Source organism: Parapedobacter lycopersici, assembly GCF_024643285.1.
Taxonomy (GTDB): domain Bacteria; phylum Bacteroidota; class Bacteroidia; order Sphingobacteriales; family Sphingobacteriaceae; genus Parapedobacter; species Parapedobacter lycopersici.
Genome location: NZ_JAMSLW010000004.1, coordinates 241,814 through 264,334 on the forward strand (window position 1 = coordinate 241,814; position 22,521 = coordinate 264,334).

Here is a 22,521-nt window from a genome sequence, read left to right on the forward strand (position 1 = left end):
GGGGTTTTCATGATATCCAGACAAAAGTAGCGTGTTATCCATGCAGTGCGCTTGCGGAGCGCAAACAGATCATTGCAAAATTCAAACAAATTTCCTGTAAAGCAAAAAACAATCCCTTCGTATTATTACCTGATTTTACTCATTTTGAGCAGGCTCGCGTTAAATGCGACCACAATGGTACTTGCACTCATCAAAACAGCGCCCAGGGCCGGACTGAGCATAAAATGCGGATAGAGCAGTCCGGCTGCCAACGGAATCGCCACCACGTTATAACCCACTGCCCATAGCAGATTCTGAACCATCTTCCGATAAGTCTTTTTGCCAAAAGCGATCAATTTCACCACGTCCCGCGGATCACTGTTCACTAAAATGACATCTGCGGTTTCGGCTGCTACATCTGTCCCAGATCCTACTGCAATTCCGACATTGGCCTGTGCTAACGCAGGTGCGTCATTGACCCCGTCTCCGGTCATTGCCACAATTTCTCCGCGATCCTGATACTCCTTTATCTTTTCCAGTTTGTTGTGCGGCAGGACGTTGGCCAAATAACCGGACATTCCGAGATTACCGGAAACCGACGCTGCTATTTTTTCATTATCACCTGTTAGTAAGAATGATTTTATTCCCATTTCCTTCAGCTTAACTATCGCTTCCCGCGAACCTTCCCTTATGCTGTCGGCTAAGCTGATGATGCCAACAACCTTGCCGGCTATCAGCACGTAATTAACGGTTTCCGCACGCTGGTCAATTTCAGGTGGGATTTCAGGAAGCTCCAATTTGTTCTCAGAAAAATAATTAGGCCCTGCAGCGACCACCTCTTTTTTGTCAACTGTGCCTTTGACACCGATTCCCTGCATATATTGAAAATTTTCAGACTTCCACAACGCCAGTCCTCGTTCCTTTAACAGCGTCATGATGCCCTTTGCAATGTGATGTTCTGAATTTTGCTGAATTGCAGCGGCATACTGGATAAGCTCATCCTCGCTATAATCGCCTAGAACGACGATCCGCTGCACGGCATGGGCCCCTTCTGTCAGGGTACCTGTTTTATCAAATATAACCGTGGTCAGGTTTCTCGTGGTTTCAAACGCCGTACGATTACGAATCAGCAGGCCGTTAGTCGCCGATAACGTGGTTGAAATGGCCACCACCAAGGGAATCGCCACGCCTAGCGCATGCGGGCATGCAGTAACCATAACGGTAACCATTCTTTCCAGTGCAAACGACAGGTTCCCTTCCGCACTATACCAGTAAATAAAGGTGCAGACTCCCACCGCTATCGCAATGAAGGTAAGCCACTTGGCAACCTTGTCCGCCAGGTTCTGTGTATTCGATTTCGCGGACTGCGCATCCTGCACAAGGTTAATCACCTTGTTGAGGTAGCTGTCCTTCCCTACTCCTGTTGCCTTAATTTTTAACGCCCCGTCGCCGTTGATTGACCCGGCAATCACGCTGGATGCCGATTCCTTCCTGACAGGGATGCTTTCACCGGTCAGCATACTTTCGTTGACATAAGAAACACCTTCAATGACACTTCCGTCTGCCGGTATCTTTTCGCCGGGTTTGATGATCACCGTTTCATTATTGTTCAGCTGATCCAGCTTAATCTTAACGGCTTCTCCGGCCCGCTCCACAGTCACCTCATTTGGCAGGAGTGCCACTAAAGACTGGAGTGCCTTGGAAGCCGCCATTTGAGAACGCATCTCCAGCCAGTGCCCAAGTAGCATAATCACGATCAATGTTGCCAGTTCCCAGAAAAAATCCATTCCCTTAAGGCCAAACACCACGGCTGTCGAATAGCTGTAAGCTACTGAAATGGCAATAGCGACCAGCGTCATCATTCCAATAGCCTTTGCCCGGATTTCACCAACCATGCCCTTCAGGAATGGCATTCCGCCATACAGGTAAATAAAAGTACCAAGCGCAAACAACAAGTACTTATCTCCCGTAAATTTCAGATCGAAACCGGCCCAATGCTGGATCATTGGCGAAAGCACCAGGATGGGAATGGTGATGAGCAGACTGATCCAGAATTTCTTCAGGAAATCATTTGTATGATGACCTTCATGCTTGTCGTGCGGGTGCGCTGCCTGCTGGGAACCGTGCGCATGACTACCATGGCGATTATTTTCCGTCTGATGGTCTGGCTTTCCAATAGGAATTAAAGCCATTCCGCAAATCGGACATTTCCCCGGCTCATCTTTAAGCACCTGGGGATGCATCGGACAGGTATATTTCTTCATAACTTTACGGATTTAGTTTCGAATTAAAATAATCAAGCAGGGCACGCCGTTCCTCCTCGTCCAATCGGGCATTTCCGTGTATCCACAGGTAACTGTCCAAGGGCATCTCGTCCGCTTCGACCTGACGGATGATCTGCGTAAACTTCGACCGGATTCTCCGCGGTCCGTAGCCGGGCAATTCATCGAAATTTAATTTTTCCCTGCCATCGTTTACGTGCCTTGCCATCAACCAGCCAACAGGCTGTATCTCACTGTACCAGGGGTATGCTGTACTATTGCTGTGGCAATCGTAGCAGGAAACAGCCAAAATCGTATTAACGCGTTCATCAACCTTAAAAGTATCGACAAAGACCTTCCCTGCGGGAATGGGTGATTTATTTTTTTGAGGCCGGACCAGCTGCATAACTAACAGAACAGCCAGCAGGACCATAAAGATTCGGCTTATGGTCATTATTTTGTTTTTTTTGCGTATCCGTTCCATGGTAATGTGGGGGCAAGAAGTCAGTGATCATGCTGATGTCCGCTGAGTGCCGTGGGTTCGCCGTTGTTCATCATGCTTGCCTTGCCCTCAAGCTGCGCACTCGCATCGATGGTAAATGCACCGTTTGTCACAACTTCCTCCCCGTTTTCCAGTCCCGACATGACCACATATTGATCGCCTAACGAAGGTCCCAGCACAACTTCCCTGAGCTTAAAGGCTGCCGCGGAAGTATGCGGCTGCTTTACGTAAACAATGGAACGTTTGCCGGTCCATAATACAGCAGACTGGGGAATGACTATTTCATTCGCATGCCCTTTTAACGGTGCAGCGATGCGGGCGGTCGCGTACATCTCAGGTTTGAGGTTACGGTCGCTGTTATCCGCTTCTACGCGCACCTTAGCCGTTCGCGAAGCTGCGTCAATCATCGGATTGATAAATGCTATTTTTCCCTTATACACTTTCCCGGGAACACCCTGCAGGGTGTATTCCAATTGATCACCGGTCTTTAAAAACGGGAGATCCTTTTCATAGGCGTCAAAAATTGCCCACAGCTTTGAAAGGTTTGAAATGTTGTACAGTACGGTGCCCTGTGTAATATAGTCTCCCTGATTCACATTCTTCGTAATCACTACCCCGCCCGTATTGGCGTGGATATTTACCAAGGGCGACACTTCGCCTGAGGTAAGGACTTCAGCTACCTGATCCTCGGACATTTTCCAAAGGCGAAGCTTTTCTTTGGCTGCCTCCAGCAACAACGGCTGCAGGTCTGTTAATTTGGCCGCCTCCAGCAACTCCTGCTGTGCTGTCAGCAGTTCCGGAGAATAAACGGTTGCGATCAGCTGGCCCTGTTTCACCGTTTCGCCGGTGAAGTTGACATACAGGTGTTCGATCCGGCCGTTCACGTGCGAAGTTTGTGATTGTTGCAGTCGTTCGTCCACCTGAATAGTACCGTATAGCTGAACGTCCTTGACTGCCGCCTGATGGCCCACAACCGAAGTCTGGATATTGGCCAGCGCCATTGCTTCTTTTGATAGTTGGATAGCGTCGTCGTCAATAGCATCGCCCCCGTCTGCTGATTTCAAGGGAATCAAATCCATGGCGCATAACGGGCATTTGCCGGGTTTGTCCATCCGGATCTGCGGATGCATCGAGCAGGTCCATATCATACCATGCTCCTCGTTTCCGGCAGATTCACTCCTGTGGGCATCTTCATGCGTATGGCCGCCACCACCAAGGACCAACCATCCCAGCAATACGCCGGCCAATAATACCGTACCATATCTTACGGCATTGCTGCTCATTATATTTTTGAGTTTATTCATTACTAATCAATTAAAATATGCTCATATGTTGCCGTTAATTTTCTGATTGACGCGACCATCGTATTGTAATTGGTGATCGCTTCCGCTTTCTTAAGCTGATAGTCCAGCAATTGCCGCTGTACCTGAATGACGTTCGTCAGATCGCTTCTGCCGGTTACGAACTCTTTGATGATCAATTGATAGGTGGTATGGGCAAGTGCGGTCTGTTTTTCATATAGCCGGATCATGCGCCCCGCGTCATCCAGCTGGCTTTTGAAACCATAATAGTCACCTTTTAGCCTATTGAAGGTATTCCTGAAATTTTCCTCGCTGGATTTCCACCAAAGCCTACCCTCACGCTGTTGGGCGTCGTACTTTTTTCGGAAAACCGGCAGGCTCATCGTAACCATTGGCATAACCATGTCCCGGCCATTCATGCCGTCCATGGCAAACATGGTGTTACTGCTTTTTCCAACTGCCATGTATGCAACTCCCAATCCAATCATGGGATAGCTCATCTTCCTGTCCATTTCGGCCTTCGCTTTGTAAGCCAGTCCTTCTTCTGTAATCATACCCAGCATCGGATTACGGATCTGAATAGCGGATAAAGCTGCTGTCTCATCGGCTGAAAAAGTTACCTGGTGTATTTCGTCGCCCAGCTGCACCTCCTCACCGGACGCTCTGTTTAACAACGTGTTAAACCTTGCTTTCTCCGCTTTTATCTGGGAATGCAGGCTCTCGATACTGTTTTCAATCGCTACGAGTTCCAGCTGAATCCGGAGAACCTCCGACATTCCGGACTGCCCACCATTCGACATTCCGCCCATAGCCGGCCCCGAAGACATATTCATCGCCGGGTCGGCCACCGAAGCGGCCCGGGTATTACTGCCCATACTCATCCCTCCCATCGCAGAGGGTGACAGGGCGGAAACGGGTGCCGCAGCAGCTTCGCTGCGCGCCGGCGGAGCAGAGCCCGGTGTAGTGCCTCCCGACGGGGCGGAAAATTTCCGTATGGCCAATTGTTCCAATTGTTCCAGGAGTTTCCTGTTTTCCTCGTTGTTCCTCAGCTGTTCCTTCAGCTGCTGCATCGCATACCACTGTGTGCTCACCTGAAGGATCAGGTCATCGACCGTTTCCCGGTATTGCCGATCCTGCATATTAGCCATATGACCAGCTTCTGTACGGGCCGCCTTTCGGGTGCCGAACCAAGGGAACATCTGCATAATACTGGCCGTGCCAAATGACCTGCCGCCAATGATTTCCATGGGCATGGTGTACGCTTCAATGGATAACTCGGGGTCCGGATAAGCCCCCGCCTGCGGAATTTTTTCAAGGAAAGCCTCGTAGGCAAACTGTTGCGATTTCACACCGGGATTATTCGCTATCGCCACTTGTATATAATGGGTCAGTGAATCCGATGAATGTTCCTGTGCCCGTATGCGCGGAGCGAAACCCATCATTACGAGGAGCACAGTTATTGTATATAAACAGATCTTATTCATTTTCATTTGCAATATGATGTTGTGGTTTGTTCTCCTTTTCTTTCCGGGTCGCCCATTCCCTCCACCAGCATTGAAACACGGGTACAACGAACATGGTCATGGATTGGATCAGCATCCCCCCGAATGTCGGGATGGCCATCGGCACCATGATCTCAGCACCCTTTCCCGTCGACGTGAGTACCGGCAATAACGCAATCAACGCCGTAGCCGTGGTCATTGCGGCCGGTCTTACCCGTTTCAACCCTGCATAAACCACAGCTTCCCGGATTTCCTCCCTGGTCCTTGGGTTCCGCGCGACGAACGTATCGTGGATATACGTGCCCATCAACACGCCGTCGTTGGTAGCCAGGCCAAACAAGGCGATAAAGCCTACCCACACCGCGATGCTCAGATTAATATTGTGCATCTGGAATAAATCCCGCATGTTCATGCCCCCAACAGCAAAGTCCATAAACCAAGGCTGCCCGTAAAGCCACAGTAAGATAAACCCACCCGCAAAGGCAACGAATACGCCGGAGAAATGGATCAGGGAAGCGGTCACGGTCCGGAACTGGAAATAAAGGATCACCAAAATAGCCAGCAAGCTCAGGGGAATAACGAGCATCAGCCGGTTGGCTGCACGTTCCTGCTGTTCGTAGTTACCTGCGAACTGATACGTTACGCCCTTGGGCAAATTCAATTCTCCCGATGCGGCTTTCTCCTGTAAGATGCGGTCCGCTTCGCGTACGACATCCACTTCCGCCCTGCCACTGATCTTGTCGAATATGACATAGCCCAGCAAAAACGTGTTTTCACTCTGGATCATCTGGGACCCTTTGGCATATTCAATGTCAACAACGTCACCCAATGGAATCTGTATACCGGTAGCGGTTGGCACGATGATCCTGGCCAGGGCATCCGGGTCATCCCGCAATTCGCGCGGATAGCGCAGGCGGACAGGGAAACGTTCCCGACCCTCAACCGTGGTCGTCAATGCCATCCCTCCCACAGCGGCACTGATCACCTCCTGCAAATCCGCCACGGTGATCCCGTATCGGGCCATTTTATGCCTGTTCAGGTGGATCTCAATATAGGGAGCGCCAACGGCACGGTCGTAAAACACCGTGGAAGGCATAATGGATGGGATATCCTTCAGGGCCGCTTCCAGGGCTTTGCCTCCCGCTTCGATGGACTCCAGGTCCGGACCGGAAACCTTTAATCCCATTGGTGCCCGCATACCGGTAGAAAGCATGACCAGCCGGGCCTCGATCGGCTGTAATTTGGGAGCGGACGTCAGTCCGGGCAGGTGGGAAACATTGACAATCTCCTGCCAGATGTCATCGGCTTTCCTGATTTCGGGGCGCCACCTGCGGAAGAACCTGCCATTTTTGTCGATGATCAGGCTATCCCGCGGTATCGGCCGGAATCCGTGGTCGGGGTGATAGGCATTTCCGCCCTTCAGCTCAAATGCACCGTCTTGGTTTACCTTAAAGCGCTCCCGATGACCGTTTTCGTCCAGGAAGTATTCGGAGATGTAATTGATCGTGTTTTCAAACATCTGTGTCGGGGCCGGGTCAAGGGCGGAGTTTACCCGTCCCCATTTCCCAACTGTAATTTCCACCTCCGGGATGTTTTGGATACGCTTATCCAGGGTGCGGATAAACTGGAGGTTCTGTTCAATGCCCGTATGGGGCATACTCGTCGGCATCAGCAAGTAAGATCCCTCATTTAAGCTCGGCATAAACTCCGCTCCGATACCCGGAAAAGCTGCTACTGATTTCTGCCAGAATGCGGTTTCCTTAAATGATTTCCAGCCAACCGTTTCAAAGCCCCTGGCTACAAAGCCGAAAGTCTTGTCTGCACCAAGCCAGGCCAGCATCCCGAATAACAGGGTTACGATAGGTATGGCCATGAATTTCCACCGGTGCGAAAGCGACCAGCGCAGCAGCTGCTCGTAGTAGATTACCAGCAGCCACAACCCACCCAGGATCACCCCGATGGCCAGCAATACAAACACGAAATTCAGTACCGTATGTGCCCCTGTTCCAAGCGGCAGCCACTCCACGGTCAGGTAATACAGGGCGACGAACAAGGCTACGGCGACATTGATGTAATTGGCCGTTTTTTCTCCTTTCCAGCGGGGAGTAAATAGGTTGTTGATCCCAATAAGTGTGATCGCAACGGAAGCTAGCACACCGGTATACAGCCAAAGTCCGATACCCGCGGCCACTAATAGATAATTGGCGATTTTACGGATCTTCCTGCCGTTTATCCGGATGGAATAGATGTAGTAGGCCAGTGTCGGCAGTATGATGATTCCCAGAATAAAAGCAGCGGTTAGGGCAAACGTTTTGGTATAGGCCAATGGTTTGAATAGCTTTCCCTCCTGGGCTTCCATGGCAAATACCGGCAAGAAGCTGATGATGGTAGTCAGCATAGCGGTAGACAGCGCTCCCGAGACTTCGGAAACGGCCCTTGTAATCAGGTTAACAAATGCCTGGCCCCGGCTCTCCACGCCCCTTGCCCGCTCTTCCTCCATATAGCGGATAATGCTCTCCACAAAGACAACTCCCACGTCTACCATGACACCGATGGCAATTGCGATACCCGAAAGGGCAACAATATTGGCCTCTACACCGGTATATTTCATCACGATGAACGTGGCCAGCACCCCAATGGGAAGAATACTTGAAATGATTACGGATGCCCGCAGGTTGATGACCAATACAATGACAACGATGATGCAGATCAGGATTTCGTGCGACAGGGCACTTTCCAACGTTCCGATGGTTTCCTGGATCAGTCCTGACCGGTCATAAAAAGGAACAACCGTCACCTTGGAGATGGTGCCGTCGGCCAACGTCTTTTGCGGCAGTCCTGCCTCCATTTCTTTTATTTTGGCTTTGACGTTGTTAATTACGTGCAGGGGGTTTGCTCCATAGCGTGCAACTACGACACCGCCCACCGCCTCAACACCTTCTTTGTCGAGTCCGCCGCGTCGCGTAGCGGGTCCCAGATTCACAAATGCCACGTCTTTTATCTTGACCGGCACGTTGCCCCGGACCGTCACTACGGCTTCTTCCAGATCTGCTACATTTTTAATATAGCCCAGTCCCCGGACCAGGTACTCGACCTTATTTATTTCGATGGTTTCCGCACCGATATCGAGGTTGCTCTTTTGTATCGCGGTCATGATATCCATGATAGATACATTATACGCACGCATGGCGTCCGGGTTGACTTCCACCTGATACTCCTTGACGAAACCACCGATCGAGGCCACCTCGGAAACCCCTTCCGCGGCCGCTAAGTTATATTTTGCAAAGAAATCCTGAACGGTACGCAATTCATCCGGATTCCAGCCTCCGGCCGGTTCTCCGGTCACCGGATTCCGCCCTTCCAGTGTATACCAGAATACCTGCCCCAGGGCCGTTGCATCCGGACCCAGCGAAGGGATGACACCGGTCGGCAATGTGCCCGCGGGCAATGAATTTAATTTCTCCAATATCCTCGACCGGCTCCAGTAAAATTCCACATCCTCCTCAAAAATGATGTAGATAAATGACATGCCGAACATCGAGCTGCTGCGGATGGTCTTAACCCCCGGAATCCCCAACAGCGAAGTGGTTAGCGGATAAGTGATCTGATCCTGGATGTCTTTGGGAGAACGCCCCATCCATTCCGTCGCGACGATCTGCTGGTTTTCACCGATGTCGGGAATCGCATCAACCGGTACAGGATCACTGGGAAGTAGCTGCTGATGCCAGTTAAATGGTGCTGTCATCAGTCCCCAGACGATCACAATGACCAATAACAGAACCGTAATAATCCGGTTGTTCAGAAAATACTTAATAACGTTATTAAGCATAACAAATACAGTTTTTACCTATTAACAAGTAGCATACAGATAAGCGCAAAAGCGCAATCTGTATGCTAAAACCCATCCTTACATTAACTCTTCCTGAACCTCCCCGCATGTCAGCATTTCCGAGCCGTAATACGGATTCTTGACCTCTTTGGTGTCACTTAACCAGTAAGCCCCGTTGTTATTACTGTACATGGGACAGAAAACTTTGTAAAGCGGTTTTCCCGCACCAAACGTCTTCGTGATATCATAAAAATCCTTGCTCAGTACAACCAGGTGTTCCCGCTGGTGCGCGATATTGCCCACGTTGCCTGCAATGTGCTCGGCATTTTCCTTAATGTCCGCCGCGATATCATCATATGTTGCTTTGTCGTCCGCATTGAATCCTGCTGATTCTATTTTGGAAAGTGCTTCCAGCATCCCCTGAGCGGCATTAGCGGCTTCTTTGTCGTTATCCGATGATAATGCGAATGTTAAATGCTGGTAGTGGGCGAACAATTCAGCAAAATCTCCCTGTTCATTTGATGCATTGCCGGCAGACCCGGTTGCGGAATGACCCGCTTCATGTCCGGTGCCTTCGGCGTTTTTGCCTGTGTTTCCATTACATGCTGCAAAGGCCAGTACAGCAGCGGTGATCAAGCCTAAAAATAAATGTTTCATTGTCATGGTTTTTCGTTAATGATTAAAACTGTGTTATGTAATTTGTATTTGTTGCGTTGAATTCAAAAGGAAGCGCTGATGCCCGTCTGTAATAGCATTGGGTTTCCCCGATGCCTGTCTGTTCCTTGCTAGCGGGGCATTTCCGGTTCCGTTCACCGTTTTTGCGCTTTTAAGCAGTGCGAGCCGGTCGCGTTTAATCGTTACACTGTAACGAACGCCAATGCGTTGCGAACGATCGCATACCGATTACTGAAAAACAGAAAATAAGGGGTTTCCGAAAACTGTTATAGCTTTCGACAAGACATACCTTGGGCTGCCAGGCGTTGAACCTAACTTATTTTAGGCGGTTGCCAAATGGAATAAAATCCGGAAGAATAATCCGGTTGCTGATAAGATGGATACGGATTCTTGTCTTCAAAATTGAAGACATGATCGGAATGTTTAGCGGCTTGGTGCACGCCGTACGTGGGCGAAGAGCTTTGACACGATTGGTGACCGCAATTTCCCGAGCAGCCGGAGCCCTCACCTGCATCCGCACTACAACAGTCCTTCTTACAGGTCTCTGCGTCGTGATTCCCCGATTGGGCATCATCACAGCACGATTTTTCGTTGTTCTTGACTGTTTGGGAATAGGACGTACACGCAGCCGCAGCCCCGGGGGCCAGAAACAACCCCAGCATGAACATACTTAATACTACGTAGTGTATCCTATGCATATAAACCAATGATGGTACTCCGTACCGCAATGCAAAAATAGCTTATTTTTTTAAACTTTTTTATTCCAGGCGGATTTAAGGCTAATTCTTCAAAAGAAATCTCCCATCTGTTCCAATTCGCATTATTTTTGTTTTTAGGTGATGGCACTGCCATGCAGTTGTCACAATCCCTTTTAATTTTACATCATCACGAATACAAATAAAATACTATGGAAACAATTTTGCGCGGGTTAACAACCGTAAGCTTTTATGCATCGGATCTGGAAGAAGCAAAAAAATGGTATACTGATTTCCTGAACATGGAACCGTATTTTAATGTTCCCGGGTATATTGAGTTTCGCATCGGCGACTACCAGCATGAACTTGGTATTATCGACAGCAAGTATGCTCCCGGCGGCGCTACGGAGCGACCGGGCGGGGCTATTGTGTACTGGCATGTGGATAACGTGCAGGCGACACTTGACAAACTCCTGTCATCGGGGGCTATTCTGCATCAGCCCCTTATCGACCGCAGCGGAGGGAAAGGCGATTTTGTAACGGCTTCGGTGGTTGATCCTTTCGGGAATATTTTAGGAATCATGACCAATAAACATTATTTAGCAATCTTAAACACGCAAAAATAATCTCCGATGCAAACGGCAGCAGAAAGACAAACAGTATATATAAATACACGGGCAGAGTGGCGTCAATGGTTGGAAATCCATCATCAGTCAGCAAAGTCGGTGTGGCTTGTCTGCAATACCCGGAAATCGAATTTGCCCACCGTCAACTGGAGTGAAATGGTTGATGAAGCCCTTTGTTTCGGCTGGATTGACAGCACGCGGAAAACGATTGACGGATGTTCTTTTATGCAACTGTTCAGTAAACGTAAACCCCGCAGCACCTGGTCGAAAATCAACAAAGAGAAGATTCAGCAATTGATAGACAGCAACCTGATGACAGCGGCCGGCTATGAGACCATCCGGATTGCAAAAGAAAATGGTTCGTGGACCATCTTAGACAGCGTGGAAGAATTGGCAATCCCCAACGATCTGGATGAAGCATTTAGCGATCACGGCGGCGCAAAGGCGTATTTTCTAAGCCTGAGCAAATCACTAAAAAAGATGCTGCTGCAATGGATTGTATTGGCTAAACGACCGGAAACCAGAAAGAAACGGATTGATGAAATCGCGGAGCAGGCAGCGCAACAGAATACACCGAAGCAGTTCCGCCGGCCTGGTGCGGGCAAATGACAGACCGGATCCAAAAACATGACATTGCTCGGCAAGTCCTTATCGGACAATGTCATGTTTTGACTTACTTTATGCTGGGAAGATCGTGTAATCGCTTCCATAATCGACCCGCCAATTAACCCGACAGCCCCGTACCAACACACAGTCTCATTTGTATATCGGTATAGCCTCTATTTTTTAGGCGTAATACGTTCTTTTTAACCATAAACTTGCCCTCACCAAAAGAATCAGAACCGGGACTTCTACAAGCGGACCGATTACGCCGACAAACGCCTGGGGCGAATGAATGCCGAAAACGGCAATTGATATGGCTATTGCCAATTCAAAATTATTTCCTGTGGCTGTAAAAGCGATGGATGCGTTCTTATCGTATGAAACATTCAAAGATTTATTGATAAAGAAGCTCATGAAAAACATCAATACAAAATAGATGACGAGCGGCACTGCTACTTTTATCACATCCATCGGCAGCTCCAGTATTTTGTCGCCTTTTAAGCTGAACATCAATACAATGGTAAATAACAATGCGTATAAAGTAATGGGCGATATGCTGCGAATGAATTTCTGATTATACCACTTTATGCCTTTTGATTTGATTAAGAGATAACGGCTTATAAAACCGGCAAAGAAAGGAATACCCAGGTATATCAAAACGCTTTCGATTACATCTTTCATCGATACGCTTACATCGAAATTAGCCAGCCCTAATTTATTGGGCAACACATTGATAAATAGCCATACCAGGAAGCTGTAACTGAAAATCTGGAAGATACTGTTCAATGCAACCAATAATGCCGCATATTCGCTGTTCCCTTTTGCCAAATCATTCCATACTATGACCATCGCAATGCACCTCGCCAAACCAATCAATATCAGGCCCGCCATGTAATCGGGTTCGTCCCTTAAAAATACGATCGCCAGTGTAAACATGAGTACAGTCCCGACCACCCAATTGAGGAACAAAGAAATACCAATTATCTTTTTGTCCTTGAAAGCAGTGGATAAGGAGGAATAATCTACTTTAGCCAATGGGGGATACATCATCAGTATCAGTCCGATGGCCAGGGGAATATTTGTTGTGCCTACAGACAGACTATCGAAAGCGTCGGATATACCGGGAAATAAATACCCTAGGGCTATGCCTGCTGCCATTGCAAGAAATATCCATAAGGTAAGATAGCGATCAAGAAATTTGAGTTTTGGTTGCATAGGTTAACCCCTAATCATTGAAAAAACATAGCACATCTCCGCCGCTATTTGCAGACTTCTTTCTGCATATACCCTTACCTGCTCCGGCGTACCGTCTGAAATCTTAGGGTCCTCAAATGTGATGGGTATTCTTTTCTCCGCTCCGGCGACGAATGGGCATCCGCTGTCAGCCTGTGAACAAGTCATAATAGCTGCAAATGCTGAAGCGGGGTTGAATGGACTATCGTATTTTTTGGAAAAACTGATAATGGGTAAGGCATTATCACTGTATTTTATTGCATATACCGGATTATGGGCGCTTGCAACGCTGAAAATATGGAACCCCTGATGGGTTAATGTTTCCACCACTTTTGGGAACAGTTCCGTTTCTTCCGTACCGCCTGAATAACAATACACCTTCGGAATATTGGCGTATGTACTTGCTACCTGCGCCCATACCTGCGCTAAATGGCTTCTGCGTGAATTATGTGTACAGATGAAATTGAGGTTTATATCCTGTCCGCTGTTTACCTTTTGTTGTATAAAATCGATCAACGGTTGCAATATGGCTTTACGCTCTTCATTTACAGTTTGGCCGTTAATTATCTCTTTTATCGTCTCAATTAGGTCCCTATACATCACGATCGATCTTTATTTCTTAACAACATCCCGAATCAGGCGTACAACAGACATTAGCTGATACCGGCAGTATTGCTTTTGGTTTCTCCACGGGGATACCACAGGCATTACTTGCCAGGCAAGCGGTCTGTTTGTTCTTCAGTATAAAATGATCCCCATTAAAATCCAGTTCATACTTCCCAATCGTTTCGCTTTGGTATTCTACTTCAATCTCGGCATCCTCAATGCCTAATTTCTCTTCGGAAAGCTTAATGATGTTTAATAGCTTGACTGGCTTTAGTCTGTGCGCATAGTCATTGGCATTCCATAATTGGAAATTCACCACTTTCTCTGTACGGATTACACCCCCGCAATCAATAAAGTGCTTGGTGATCTGTCCGATTTCCGTGACGTGGAAATGCTCCGGTACAAATTCCCCGTTCTCTACTTGAAATGCAACATTGCCCAATGTTGGCAGGATTTCTTTGATTTCTGATAGTTTCATAAAGTCGAATTTAAAAGCGTTACATCGTAATATTACGATATTGAAGATTAAAAAAATACTATGGACAACAACTGATTACTTTTACTTCCTGATTGAAAAATGCATTAAATGCTGCTTGAGTTTGTTTCCATGTCTTTTCATCGATACAATAGCAAACGGACTTCCCCTCAATTGTCCCCTGAATAATACCGGTATTTTTCAATTCCTTTAAATGCTGTGAAATCGTTGCCTGTGCCAATCCCAGCTCCTCAACCAAATCGTTGCAGATACAGGCTTTCTGATCAATGATGTATTGAAGTATGGCAACTCTTGCCGGGTGTCCTAAAACTTTAAATAGGGACGCCAGCTTATTTTGGTCATCCGTAAATATTTCCGATTTGGTAAGTCCCATATCTCATATTTTAATATTGCAATATTACGATATAATAATTACGTTTCCATAATTTTTTTCAATTATTTCAAAACACTTGTAAGAAGATACCTAATTCGATATAAATTATACAAACCAGCAACAGCTGTGCGGCGTTGCACTCCTAGTTTTAGCAATACAAGCTGGTTACAACTGGATGGAAAATGCAAAAGCCCCACATTACTGTGAGGCTTTTATCGCTCCTGAAGCTGGGCTCGAACCAGCGACCCTCTGATTAACAGTCAGATGCTCTAACCAGCTGAGCTATTCAGGAGTGTTTTGTTGTCTGGTTATGCCGGATACTGTCCGGGACATCCCGTTTTGGGACTGCAATATTCGGGATTTTCCGACTAAAAAGCAAAATATTTAAAAAAATATTTTTTCTCCCTGGGCGGGGGTCAAAAACATCATAATAAAATACCGGCAAGCAGCAGCGTTGCTACCGTGAAATAGATGATCAACCCCGTCACGTCAACCAGGGTGGATACAAAAGGGGCAGATGATGAGGCAGGGTCGGCGCCCAGCTTACGAAGCACAAACGGCAGCATGGACCCAACCAGTGACCCCCAGAGCACGACACCCATCAGGGAGAGGCTCACTACGATTCCCACCAGCCACCAGTATTCACCGTATGCGTGCGCAAATGTCTGCCAGGTCAGAATCCGGATAAAACCCAGCACACCCAGTATCAGTCCAAGTAAAATGCCCGAGAGGATCTCACGGCGCATGACCCGCCACCAGTCGGCCAACGTCACTTCACCCAGCGCCATGGCCTGGATAATCAATGTTGACGCCTGGGAGCCGCTGTTGCCGCCGCTGGAAATGATCAGCGGAATGAACATGAACAGCATTACCGCACTGGCGAGCTGGCTTTCGTAATGTTCCATCACCGTGGCGGTAAGCAACTGGCCCAGGAACAGCACCACGAGCCATCCTGCACGTTTCCGCACCAGGTGTAGCACGGATACATCGAGGTAAGGTTCGTCCAGCGCCTCGCTACCCCCGATCCGCTGCATGTCTTCCGTGTATTCCTCGTTGGCAAGCCAGAGGATGTCGTCGATCGTCACGATACCCAACATAATCCCCTGATCGTCTACCACCGGAAGTGCCACCCGGTTATTCATCCGGAATATGTTGATCGCCTCCTCCTGGGGGTCATTGGCATTCAATGCGATCAGCCGGTTATCGATCAGGTCCCTGACCCGCATTTCCGGATCAGCCAGCAGGATGTTCCGTATCCGGATATCATCCATCAGCTGTCCGTCTTTATCGATCACGTACAGTACGTCGATCGTCTCGGAAGCCTTGCCGTATTTACGCACATGCTCCAATACCCGGGTGATGGTCCAATGCTGTTTAACGGTGATGTAGTCGGGTGTCATGAGCCGTCCGACACTGTCTTCCGGATAGCCGAGCAATGCCAGCGCTTCCTTTCGTTCCGAAGGCGGGAGAAGGATGATCAGCTGCTTTACAATATCGCCTTTCAGCTCACTGAAAAATGCGGTACGATCATCGGGTGGCATCTCATTAATGAGTTCCGAAATCTTACCGCCTGACAGCCGTTTAAGGATACGTTCCTGGGTAGGGAAATCGAGGATGCCGAAGACGTGGACGGCACGGTTGATACTAAGCGTTTCAATAAAGACCGGGCCGTACTCAGGAAGCTCGTCGATCAGCGCCTCGACATCCGAGATGTTCAGTTCATCCAGATGTTCCTTGAGCCGTTGCGCATCTCCTGCTGCCAGGAGTAATTCGGTTTGTTCAACCAGCATTTCCAGTTCTTCCATGGGCCCTCCTTGTATTGAATGATATCCTACATTGGTAAAATAATTTTGCTGCAAAAGTCGGTTTTTTATATTAAAAGAACGAACAAATCACCAGCCTAAATCAATGAAAATGTATCGGCCGTCAGCGGGTCACAGCATCCTGAAAATGCCATTATGACAGCACTTCATCCGGCAAAAGCTACGGGCATTGAACCGCACTTTACCGAAAATCCCCGTCGTGCAGGTCCGACAGCAATTCCGGTCAACAACGCGCCACACCAGGTCCGACACCACAGTCGGTCGACTATAGCGAGTCCGGTTACGCGGACTGACAACAGCCGGTCGGAAAAACAAAATTCCGGACACCGGCCGACCGACTGAACCGGGCAGCAATAAAAAATCCGGCTACCGAACTTGAAAAAGATAGTGTACATTAGCCGTATAAAACAACAGGTTTGTCCGAGATGCCGAAATCCATTAACAAAGTGGATTTATATTGATTCGATTTATCCATTTTTATATGAATATACATAAAATACTAAAAATTTAACTAGTTATTAATCAGAAAATAAATTTATATATATAAACAATAACTACACAATTAATAGCGCAACCGGAGACACGATATACTATAAAATTTAGTAAACCCTTGTGAAATCACCTAATATAGCATATAAATATATATTTATCAATATTTTACATATAATAATATTATGTATATGTTCATTATCTGCTTTTTCACAGATTTTTAACGCGGAACAAGCGCCCCCAAGTGTACAATGGCGTCAGATTGTGACACCGGATTTCCAATTGATTTTTCCTTCGGCATTCGAAAATGAGGCGCAGCAGCTCGCCCATCGGCTGCAGCAGATCCGGCACCAGGTCGGACAAACAATGGGCAAAACGCCCCGGAAAATTTCCATCATTCTGCAGAACCAGACCGTCGGGTCCAACGGATTTGTTCAGCTTGCACCGCGCCGGTCCGAACTCCTCACTACCCCACCCCAGCAAAATGACTTTCAGGACTGGCTCAACCAGCTGGCCATCCACGAGCTCCGTCACGTGGTTCAGCTTGACAAATTGACAGGATACCTGCGGGCACCTTTTTTCGAACAGCTCGCCTTTGCCATCTATGGAATTACACTGCCGGCATGGTTCTTTGAGGGGGATGCCGTCGTAACCGAAACCGTGTTAAGCCCCAGCGGGCGCGGACGGCTTCCGTCGTGGGAGATGCCCCTCCGGACAAACCTGCTCAGCGGGTCAACATTCGGCTATCAGAAGAATTACCTGGGGTCGTTGAAAGACATTACGGCGGGGTATTATGAACTGGGGTATTTCATGGTGGCCAAGCTGCAGCGTGACCATGGTGCGGGTGTCCTCGACAGCCTGATGACACGCATGGCGCGCAACCCGGTACGCCCCTATAATTTCAGTCGCACGCTGCGGAAGCTGACGGGTTACAACACCCGCCAATGGTATCAAAAAACCATGGACGAACTGGCCGCCGAATGGCGGAAACAGGAGGTGGTCCGCCAGCCGGTTTCCTACCCTGTTTTCCCTACACACGAACCCCGGAAACCGGAGAGCTGGCTGCTGCCGCAGGCACTGCCCGACGGCCGCATCATTGCGCTCAACCAGGGCCGGCAACGGGTGCCAACCATTGTGGTACTGGATAAGACCGGGGCGCAGCAAACCATAACCGGAACCGGACGGCAAACCGAACCCAACTTCTCCTATGCCGCCGGAAAAATCACCTGGGATGAACTGCGAAGGCATGGCCGTTATGGCAAGCGCACATATAATATCATTAATCTATACGACTTAAAAACGCGGAAATACCGGCAGCTAACTCATAAAAGCCGCCTGTTTTCACCGACGCTGCGCCCCGACGGCTCGCAGATTGCCGCAGTAACCATCGGCTGGGACAATGCGGTAGAGCTGGTACTGCTGCGTACGGAGGATGGCAAAATCCTCGGAAAATACCCGCCGCCGGGGAATATGATGCTGCAGACGCCCGCCTTCGATGCCACAGGAACCAAAATAGTCGCGGTGGGCGTTACCCGCGAAGGCGCTGCGCTGATCGAATTTGATTGCACCACCCGAACGTTCAGCCGGCTAACCGGATGGCAATCGCAGCAAATAACACGCCCCAGCTATGCAGGAGATGCGATCGTCTTCAAGGCACATTACGATGGCATAGATAATATTTATGCACTTAACCGGACAGACGGATCCATCACCCAGCTTACCAATGTGACGTTCGGCGCGTTCAACCCCTCATTTGACACAGCAACCGGACGGCTTTGGTTTAATAACTATCAGTCAGATGGATACCGCATCAGCTGGCTGTCCGGAATAACGGGCGACTATCCACTGGCCGCAAAAAAACCGGATTCCCATATCAGCTATTTTAAGCCACTTATAAGCCACGAAGTTGGTTTTACACCTGTTGATACCATAAAACAGCAGATCTTTGCTTCAAGCGAATATAATGAAGCCAAAAACCTGGTCAACTTCCATAGTCTTTCCGTTGACGCAGGTAATTTCGAGGACTTCAGCGCCATCCAGCCGGGCATCTACTGGCTGTCGGACAACCTGCTCAATACGGCCCAGCTTCGGCTGGGGTACCGTTACGACGGCGACATACGGAGCAGCGAGTACCTGGCATCGGCGACCTATCAGCGCTATTTTCCCAAGCTGACCCTGGAGTACCACAACCGCGGCCAGGTAGCGGCTGCCCGTATATCGGAAGACAGCGAAACCGGATTGACCGGCCTGCGCTGGCGGGAGCACGTCACGACCTTCCGCGTGGATGTCCCGTTGGTCTTTTACCGGCTCAACCACACGTACACGATGGGCGCGGCTGTCGCCACTTCCTATACGTCCCGTTACGGTTTGAGCGAGCCGGCTTTTCAGGACCGCTTTATCAACCGCATCCGGTTCCCCCTGCATTACCGGGTCTATGCCGGCCACAGTGTCCGGCAGCGCGCACTGGATATCGCACCCCGCTGGGGACAGCACCTCAGCCTGGCGTACCATCATGTTCCTTTTGAGGACGGGATCACGGGCATGCGCTTCTCTCTGCGCACCTCATTTTATTTTCCGGGACTGTTGCCGAACCACTCCCTGCTTGCGCGTTTCAGCTACCAGCAGCGCAGTGGCCCGTATCAGGTGGCCAATGATATTCCGCTGGTGAGCGGGTTTGACCAGTTGCGGCCGATGCCGGTTGACAATACCCTGCTGTTGAGTTACCGTTTTCCGCTGGCCTATCCCGATTGGAGTATCGGTCCGCTGGCCTATATCCGGCGCTTCCGGGGCGGACTGTTTGCCGACTTCCAGAATGTGCGGACCGGACATCCGTTCCGGCCGCGGACATTTGGGATCGAATTTCGGTCGGACATGAATTTCCTGCGCTTTTACCTGCCCAACTTCGACGTCGGCGTAAAACTCATTTATGCCAACGAGGCCGGGGCGCGCCGGCGGGTATTTGCAACCTATGGCATCGGTTATAGCTACTGAGTATCCCCTGCACCGGAAATGAAAGCAGCCTGATCCGTCTTGCGCGCAGGGTCTGTGCGGAGTGTGTCTACCCTGACTCCATTAATCTTCGTGAAAAGGTGGACTCACCCTGGACTCATACTGGACTCACCCTGGACTCATCCCGAACCAGTCCCGATCGGTTCCTGGTGGGTGGCCGGAACATTCACCAACAAAAAAAGCACCTGTTTGTTCAGGTGCTTCCGGTATCGTGACGTTTCCGGCTTTTCCGGAAATTCCAGTTCGCCGGTTATTCGTTAATGGCCTTTACGCCGGGCAGCTCCTTGCCTTCCATGTATTCGAGCAGGGCGCCGCCGCCCGTGCTTACGTAACTGACATGCTCCGTCATGCCGAACTTGCTTACCGCGGCTGCGGAATCACCGCCGCCAATCAGGGAAAAAGCACCACGCTCGGTAGCAGCCACCACCGCATCGGCAACGGCCCGGGTGCCTTTCGCAAATTTATCCATTTCAAATACACCCATCGGCCCGTTCCACAGAATGGTGTTGGACGCCATGATCACCTGGGCAAAATGCTCACCCGACTCCTTACCGATGTCCAGTCCCATTTTATCCGCGGGGATCTGGTCATTAGGCCCGTTATAGGCCGGGGAATCCGGGGCAAATTCATCGGCAATCTGCGAGTCGGTGGGCAATACCAGGTTCACACCTTTGGCTTCTGCCTTTTCCACCAGCCTGTTGGCCAGGTCGAGCTTGTCCAGTTCAACCAGGGATTTCCCGATTTCACCGCCGCGGGCTTTAACAAAGGTATACGCCATGCCGCCACCGATGATCAGGTTATCGACCTTTTCCAGCAGTGCTTCGATGAGTTCCAGTTTATCGGATACCTTGGCCCCTCCCATGATGGCGGTAAAGGGGCGTTGGGGATTATTCAGTACTTTTTCGGCATTGCCGATCTCGGCGGCCATCAGGTATCCGAAATACCGGGCTTCGGGAAAGAACTGGGCAATTACGGCCGTAGAAGCGTGTGCGCGGTGGGCGGTACCGAAGGCATCGTTTACATAGACATCCCCGAGTTTGGCCAGTTTTCCTGCAAATTCCCGGTCACCTTTCTCTTCCTCTTTGTAAAAGCGGAGGTTCTCCAGCAGCAGTACCTCACCCGGCTGCAGGGCAGCCGCCTTGGCATAGGCTGCTTCACCGATACAGTCGTCGGCAAACTGAACCGGCACACCGAGTACTTCGGACAGGTGCCCGACAATGTGCCGGAGGGAAAACTTGTCCGTGGGACCGTCTTTGGGCCGGCCGAGGTGTGACATCAGGATAACCGATCCGCCGTCTTTCAATATCTTCCTGATCGTCGGGGCAGCACCCTGGATGCGGTTGTCATCCGTGATGCGGTACTGTTCGTCAAGTGGCACGTTGAAATCGACACGAATCAGGGCTTTTTTGCCTGCAAAATTTAAATTATCTATGGTTTTCATCTGTCTTATTTGTTTTTCCGTTATCAGGTGGTACCGTTGCCGATCAAAAGCAATCATTGCCCTGCGAACTTGCCTGCGAACCGTTCATGAGCACAGGAAAAGGCGGACAGGGGGTAAGCAATGGTTATTTTAACCGTGCAGGGTCCATGCTTGTATTTCTTTATCGTTTAGCACACAAAGCTATAATAAGAATCGGCAAATTCACAGCGATCCCCTTTTTTTCTTACGGGAGAAACACCTCGTTGCTGTACTGCATGGCCACCTGCCAGGCCTGCATATCCAGGCCGGTTGGTATTTGCCGTTCGGCCGCCAGGTTCAACAGTGTTTCGGTGGCGATATTGCCCGTCAGCCGGTCTTCTGCCATCGGGCATCCGCCAAACCCCCGTAATGCCGTATCAAAGCGGTCACATCCTGCATCCAGCGCGGCCACCAGCTTGCTGCGGCTGGTGGCAGGCGTACTGTGCAGGTGCAGTCCTAGGGAAACATCCGGAAGCACACTTTTAAGGCGGGTGTAAATTTCCGTAATCCCGCGTGGTGTCGCACTGCCCACGGTATCCGCAACGGCCATCTCCCGGATACCGGTTGCAGCCAGTTCAGCGGCGTATCCGGCCACGATATCCGGTCCCCACGGATCCCCGTACGGGTTACCGAATCCCATCGAAAGGTAAATCAGCAGCTGTTTGCCCTGGCCGCGGCAGATGGCCTGCATTTCCCTGACCATCTCCAGGGACTGCGCGATGGTGCGGCGGGTATTACGCAGCTGAAACGTTTCCGATACCGAGAATGGAAAGCCAAGCACCTGTATCGCAGTATAGCCGGCGGCTTCCCTCGCTCCCCGCACATTTGCCACGATAGCCAGCAGCTGCGTGGCGCTGGCCGAGGTGTCCAGTTGCCTGAGTACGGCGGCGGTATCGCGCAGCTGGGGAACGGCGCGATGCGATACGAAACTCCCGAAATCCAGCCGCGCAAAACCGACCGCCAACAGTCGCTGCAGGTAGTTGACCTTCACAGCGGTGGGAATCTGACGGTCGATTCCCTGCATGGCATCGCGGGGACATTCCGTAATGGACAGCATGGG

16 protein-coding genes and 1 tRNA gene are annotated in these 22,521 nt (G+C 49.9%); 3 read left to right on the top strand and 14 right to left on the bottom strand.

The window, feature by feature from the left end:
- Positions 1 to 125 precede the first annotated feature (125 nt).
- The 6 genes from NEV57_RS10265 to NEV57_RS10290 form a co-directional block, all read right to left on the bottom strand.
- Positions 126 to 2,243 (bottom strand): heavy metal translocating P-type ATPase, encoded by a 2,118-nt coding sequence (locus NEV57_RS10265; protein ID WP_257658235.1) that lies wholly within the window; start codon positions 2,241 to 2,243, stop codon positions 126 to 128.
- Positions 2,244 to 2,247: 4 nt separating this feature from the next.
- Positions 2,248 to 2,694 (bottom strand): heme-binding domain-containing protein, encoded by a 447-nt coding sequence (locus tag NEV57_RS10270; protein ID WP_257658236.1) that lies wholly within the window; start codon positions 2,692 to 2,694, stop codon positions 2,248 to 2,250.
- Positions 2,695 to 2,744: 50 nt separating this feature from the next.
- The gene (locus NEV57_RS10275) at positions 2,745 to 4,046 is read right to left on the bottom strand and encodes an efflux RND transporter periplasmic adaptor subunit (RefSeq protein ID WP_257658237.1); all 1,302 of its coding nucleotides are present in this window, start codon (positions 4,044 to 4,046) and stop codon (positions 2,745 to 2,747) included.
- Between the two features lie 2 nt (positions 4,047 to 4,048).
- Positions 4,049 to 5,485 carry a TolC family protein gene (locus tag NEV57_RS10280; RefSeq protein ID WP_257658238.1) on the bottom strand — a complete coding sequence of 479 codons (1,437 nt, stop codon included), beginning with the start codon at positions 5,483 to 5,485 and terminating at the stop codon, positions 4,049 to 4,051.
- 34 nt (positions 5,486 to 5,519) lie between these two features.
- Positions 5,520 to 9,374 (bottom strand): efflux RND transporter permease subunit, encoded by a 3,855-nt coding sequence (locus tag NEV57_RS10285; protein ID WP_257658239.1) that lies wholly within the window; start codon positions 9,372 to 9,374, stop codon positions 5,520 to 5,522.
- A gap of 78 nt (positions 9,375 to 9,452) precedes the next feature.
- On the bottom strand, positions 9,453 to 10,031 hold the full coding sequence (locus tag NEV57_RS10290; protein WP_257658240.1) for a DUF3347 domain-containing protein: 579 nt from the start codon (positions 10,029 to 10,031) through the stop codon (positions 9,453 to 9,455).
- A gap of 925 nt (positions 10,032 to 10,956) precedes the next feature.
- Here NEV57_RS10290 and NEV57_RS10295 point away from each other — a divergent pair.
- Both NEV57_RS10295 and NEV57_RS10300 read left to right on the top strand, forming a co-directional pair.
- On the top strand, positions 10,957 to 11,370 hold the full coding sequence (locus tag NEV57_RS10295; RefSeq protein WP_257658241.1) for a VOC family protein: 414 nt from the start codon (positions 10,957 to 10,959) through the stop codon (positions 11,368 to 11,370).
- 6 nt (positions 11,371 to 11,376) lie between these two features.
- Positions 11,377 to 11,979, top strand: a complete 603-nt coding sequence (locus tag NEV57_RS10300) for a YdeI/OmpD-associated family protein (protein WP_257658242.1) — start codon at positions 11,377 to 11,379, stop codon at positions 11,977 to 11,979.
- Positions 11,980 to 12,156: 177 nt separating this feature from the next.
- Here the strand turns inward: NEV57_RS10300 and arsB are convergent, their stop codons facing one another.
- The 6 genes from arsB to mgtE all read right to left on the bottom strand — a co-directional run bounded on the left by arsB (position 12,157) and on the right by mgtE (position 16,486).
- A complete protein-coding gene (gene arsB / locus NEV57_RS10305) occupies positions 12,157 to 13,188 on the bottom strand; it encodes an ACR3 family arsenite efflux transporter (protein ID WP_257658243.1) in 1,032 nt (343 codons plus the stop codon).
- A 3-nt stretch (positions 13,189 to 13,191) separates the two neighbouring features.
- Positions 13,192 to 13,806, bottom strand: coding sequence for an arsenate-mycothiol transferase ArsC (locus NEV57_RS10310; RefSeq protein ID WP_257658244.1), 615 nt, complete (start codon positions 13,804 to 13,806; stop codon positions 13,192 to 13,194).
- A 19-nt stretch (positions 13,807 to 13,825) separates the two neighbouring features.
- Positions 13,826 to 14,290, bottom strand: a complete 465-nt coding sequence (locus NEV57_RS10315) for a DUF6428 family protein (protein ID WP_257658245.1) — start codon at positions 14,288 to 14,290, stop codon at positions 13,826 to 13,828.
- Between the two features lie 58 nt (positions 14,291 to 14,348).
- On the bottom strand, positions 14,349 to 14,681 hold the full coding sequence (locus NEV57_RS10320) for an ArsR/SmtB family transcription factor (RefSeq protein ID WP_257658246.1): 333 nt from the start codon (positions 14,679 to 14,681) through the stop codon (positions 14,349 to 14,351).
- 218 nt (positions 14,682 to 14,899) lie between these two features.
- Positions 14,900 to 14,973 (bottom strand) — tRNA-Asn (locus NEV57_RS10325).
- A gap of 133 nt (positions 14,974 to 15,106) precedes the next feature.
- Positions 15,107 to 16,486 (bottom strand): magnesium transporter, encoded by a 1,380-nt coding sequence (gene mgtE / locus NEV57_RS10330; RefSeq protein ID WP_257658247.1) that lies wholly within the window; start codon positions 16,484 to 16,486, stop codon positions 15,107 to 15,109.
- Positions 16,487 to 17,257: 771 nt separating this feature from the next.
- Here mgtE and NEV57_RS10335 point away from each other — a divergent pair.
- Positions 17,258 to 19,984, top strand: a complete 2,727-nt coding sequence (locus tag NEV57_RS10335) for a TolB-like translocation protein (RefSeq protein ID WP_257658248.1) — start codon at positions 17,258 to 17,260, stop codon at positions 19,982 to 19,984.
- 268 nt (positions 19,985 to 20,252) lie between these two features.
- Here the strand turns inward: NEV57_RS10335 and NEV57_RS10340 are convergent, their stop codons facing one another.
- Together NEV57_RS10340 and NEV57_RS10345 are read right to left on the bottom strand one after the other, a co-directional pair.
- On the bottom strand, positions 20,253 to 21,443 hold the full coding sequence (locus tag NEV57_RS10340; RefSeq protein WP_257658249.1) for a phosphoglycerate kinase: 1,191 nt from the start codon (positions 21,441 to 21,443) through the stop codon (positions 20,253 to 20,255).
- A gap of 223 nt (positions 21,444 to 21,666) precedes the next feature.
- A complete protein-coding gene (locus NEV57_RS10345) occupies positions 21,667 to 22,518 on the bottom strand; it encodes a hydroxymethylglutaryl-CoA lyase (protein WP_257658250.1) in 852 nt (283 codons plus the stop codon).
- Between the last annotated feature and the right edge of the window lie 3 nt (positions 22,519 to 22,521).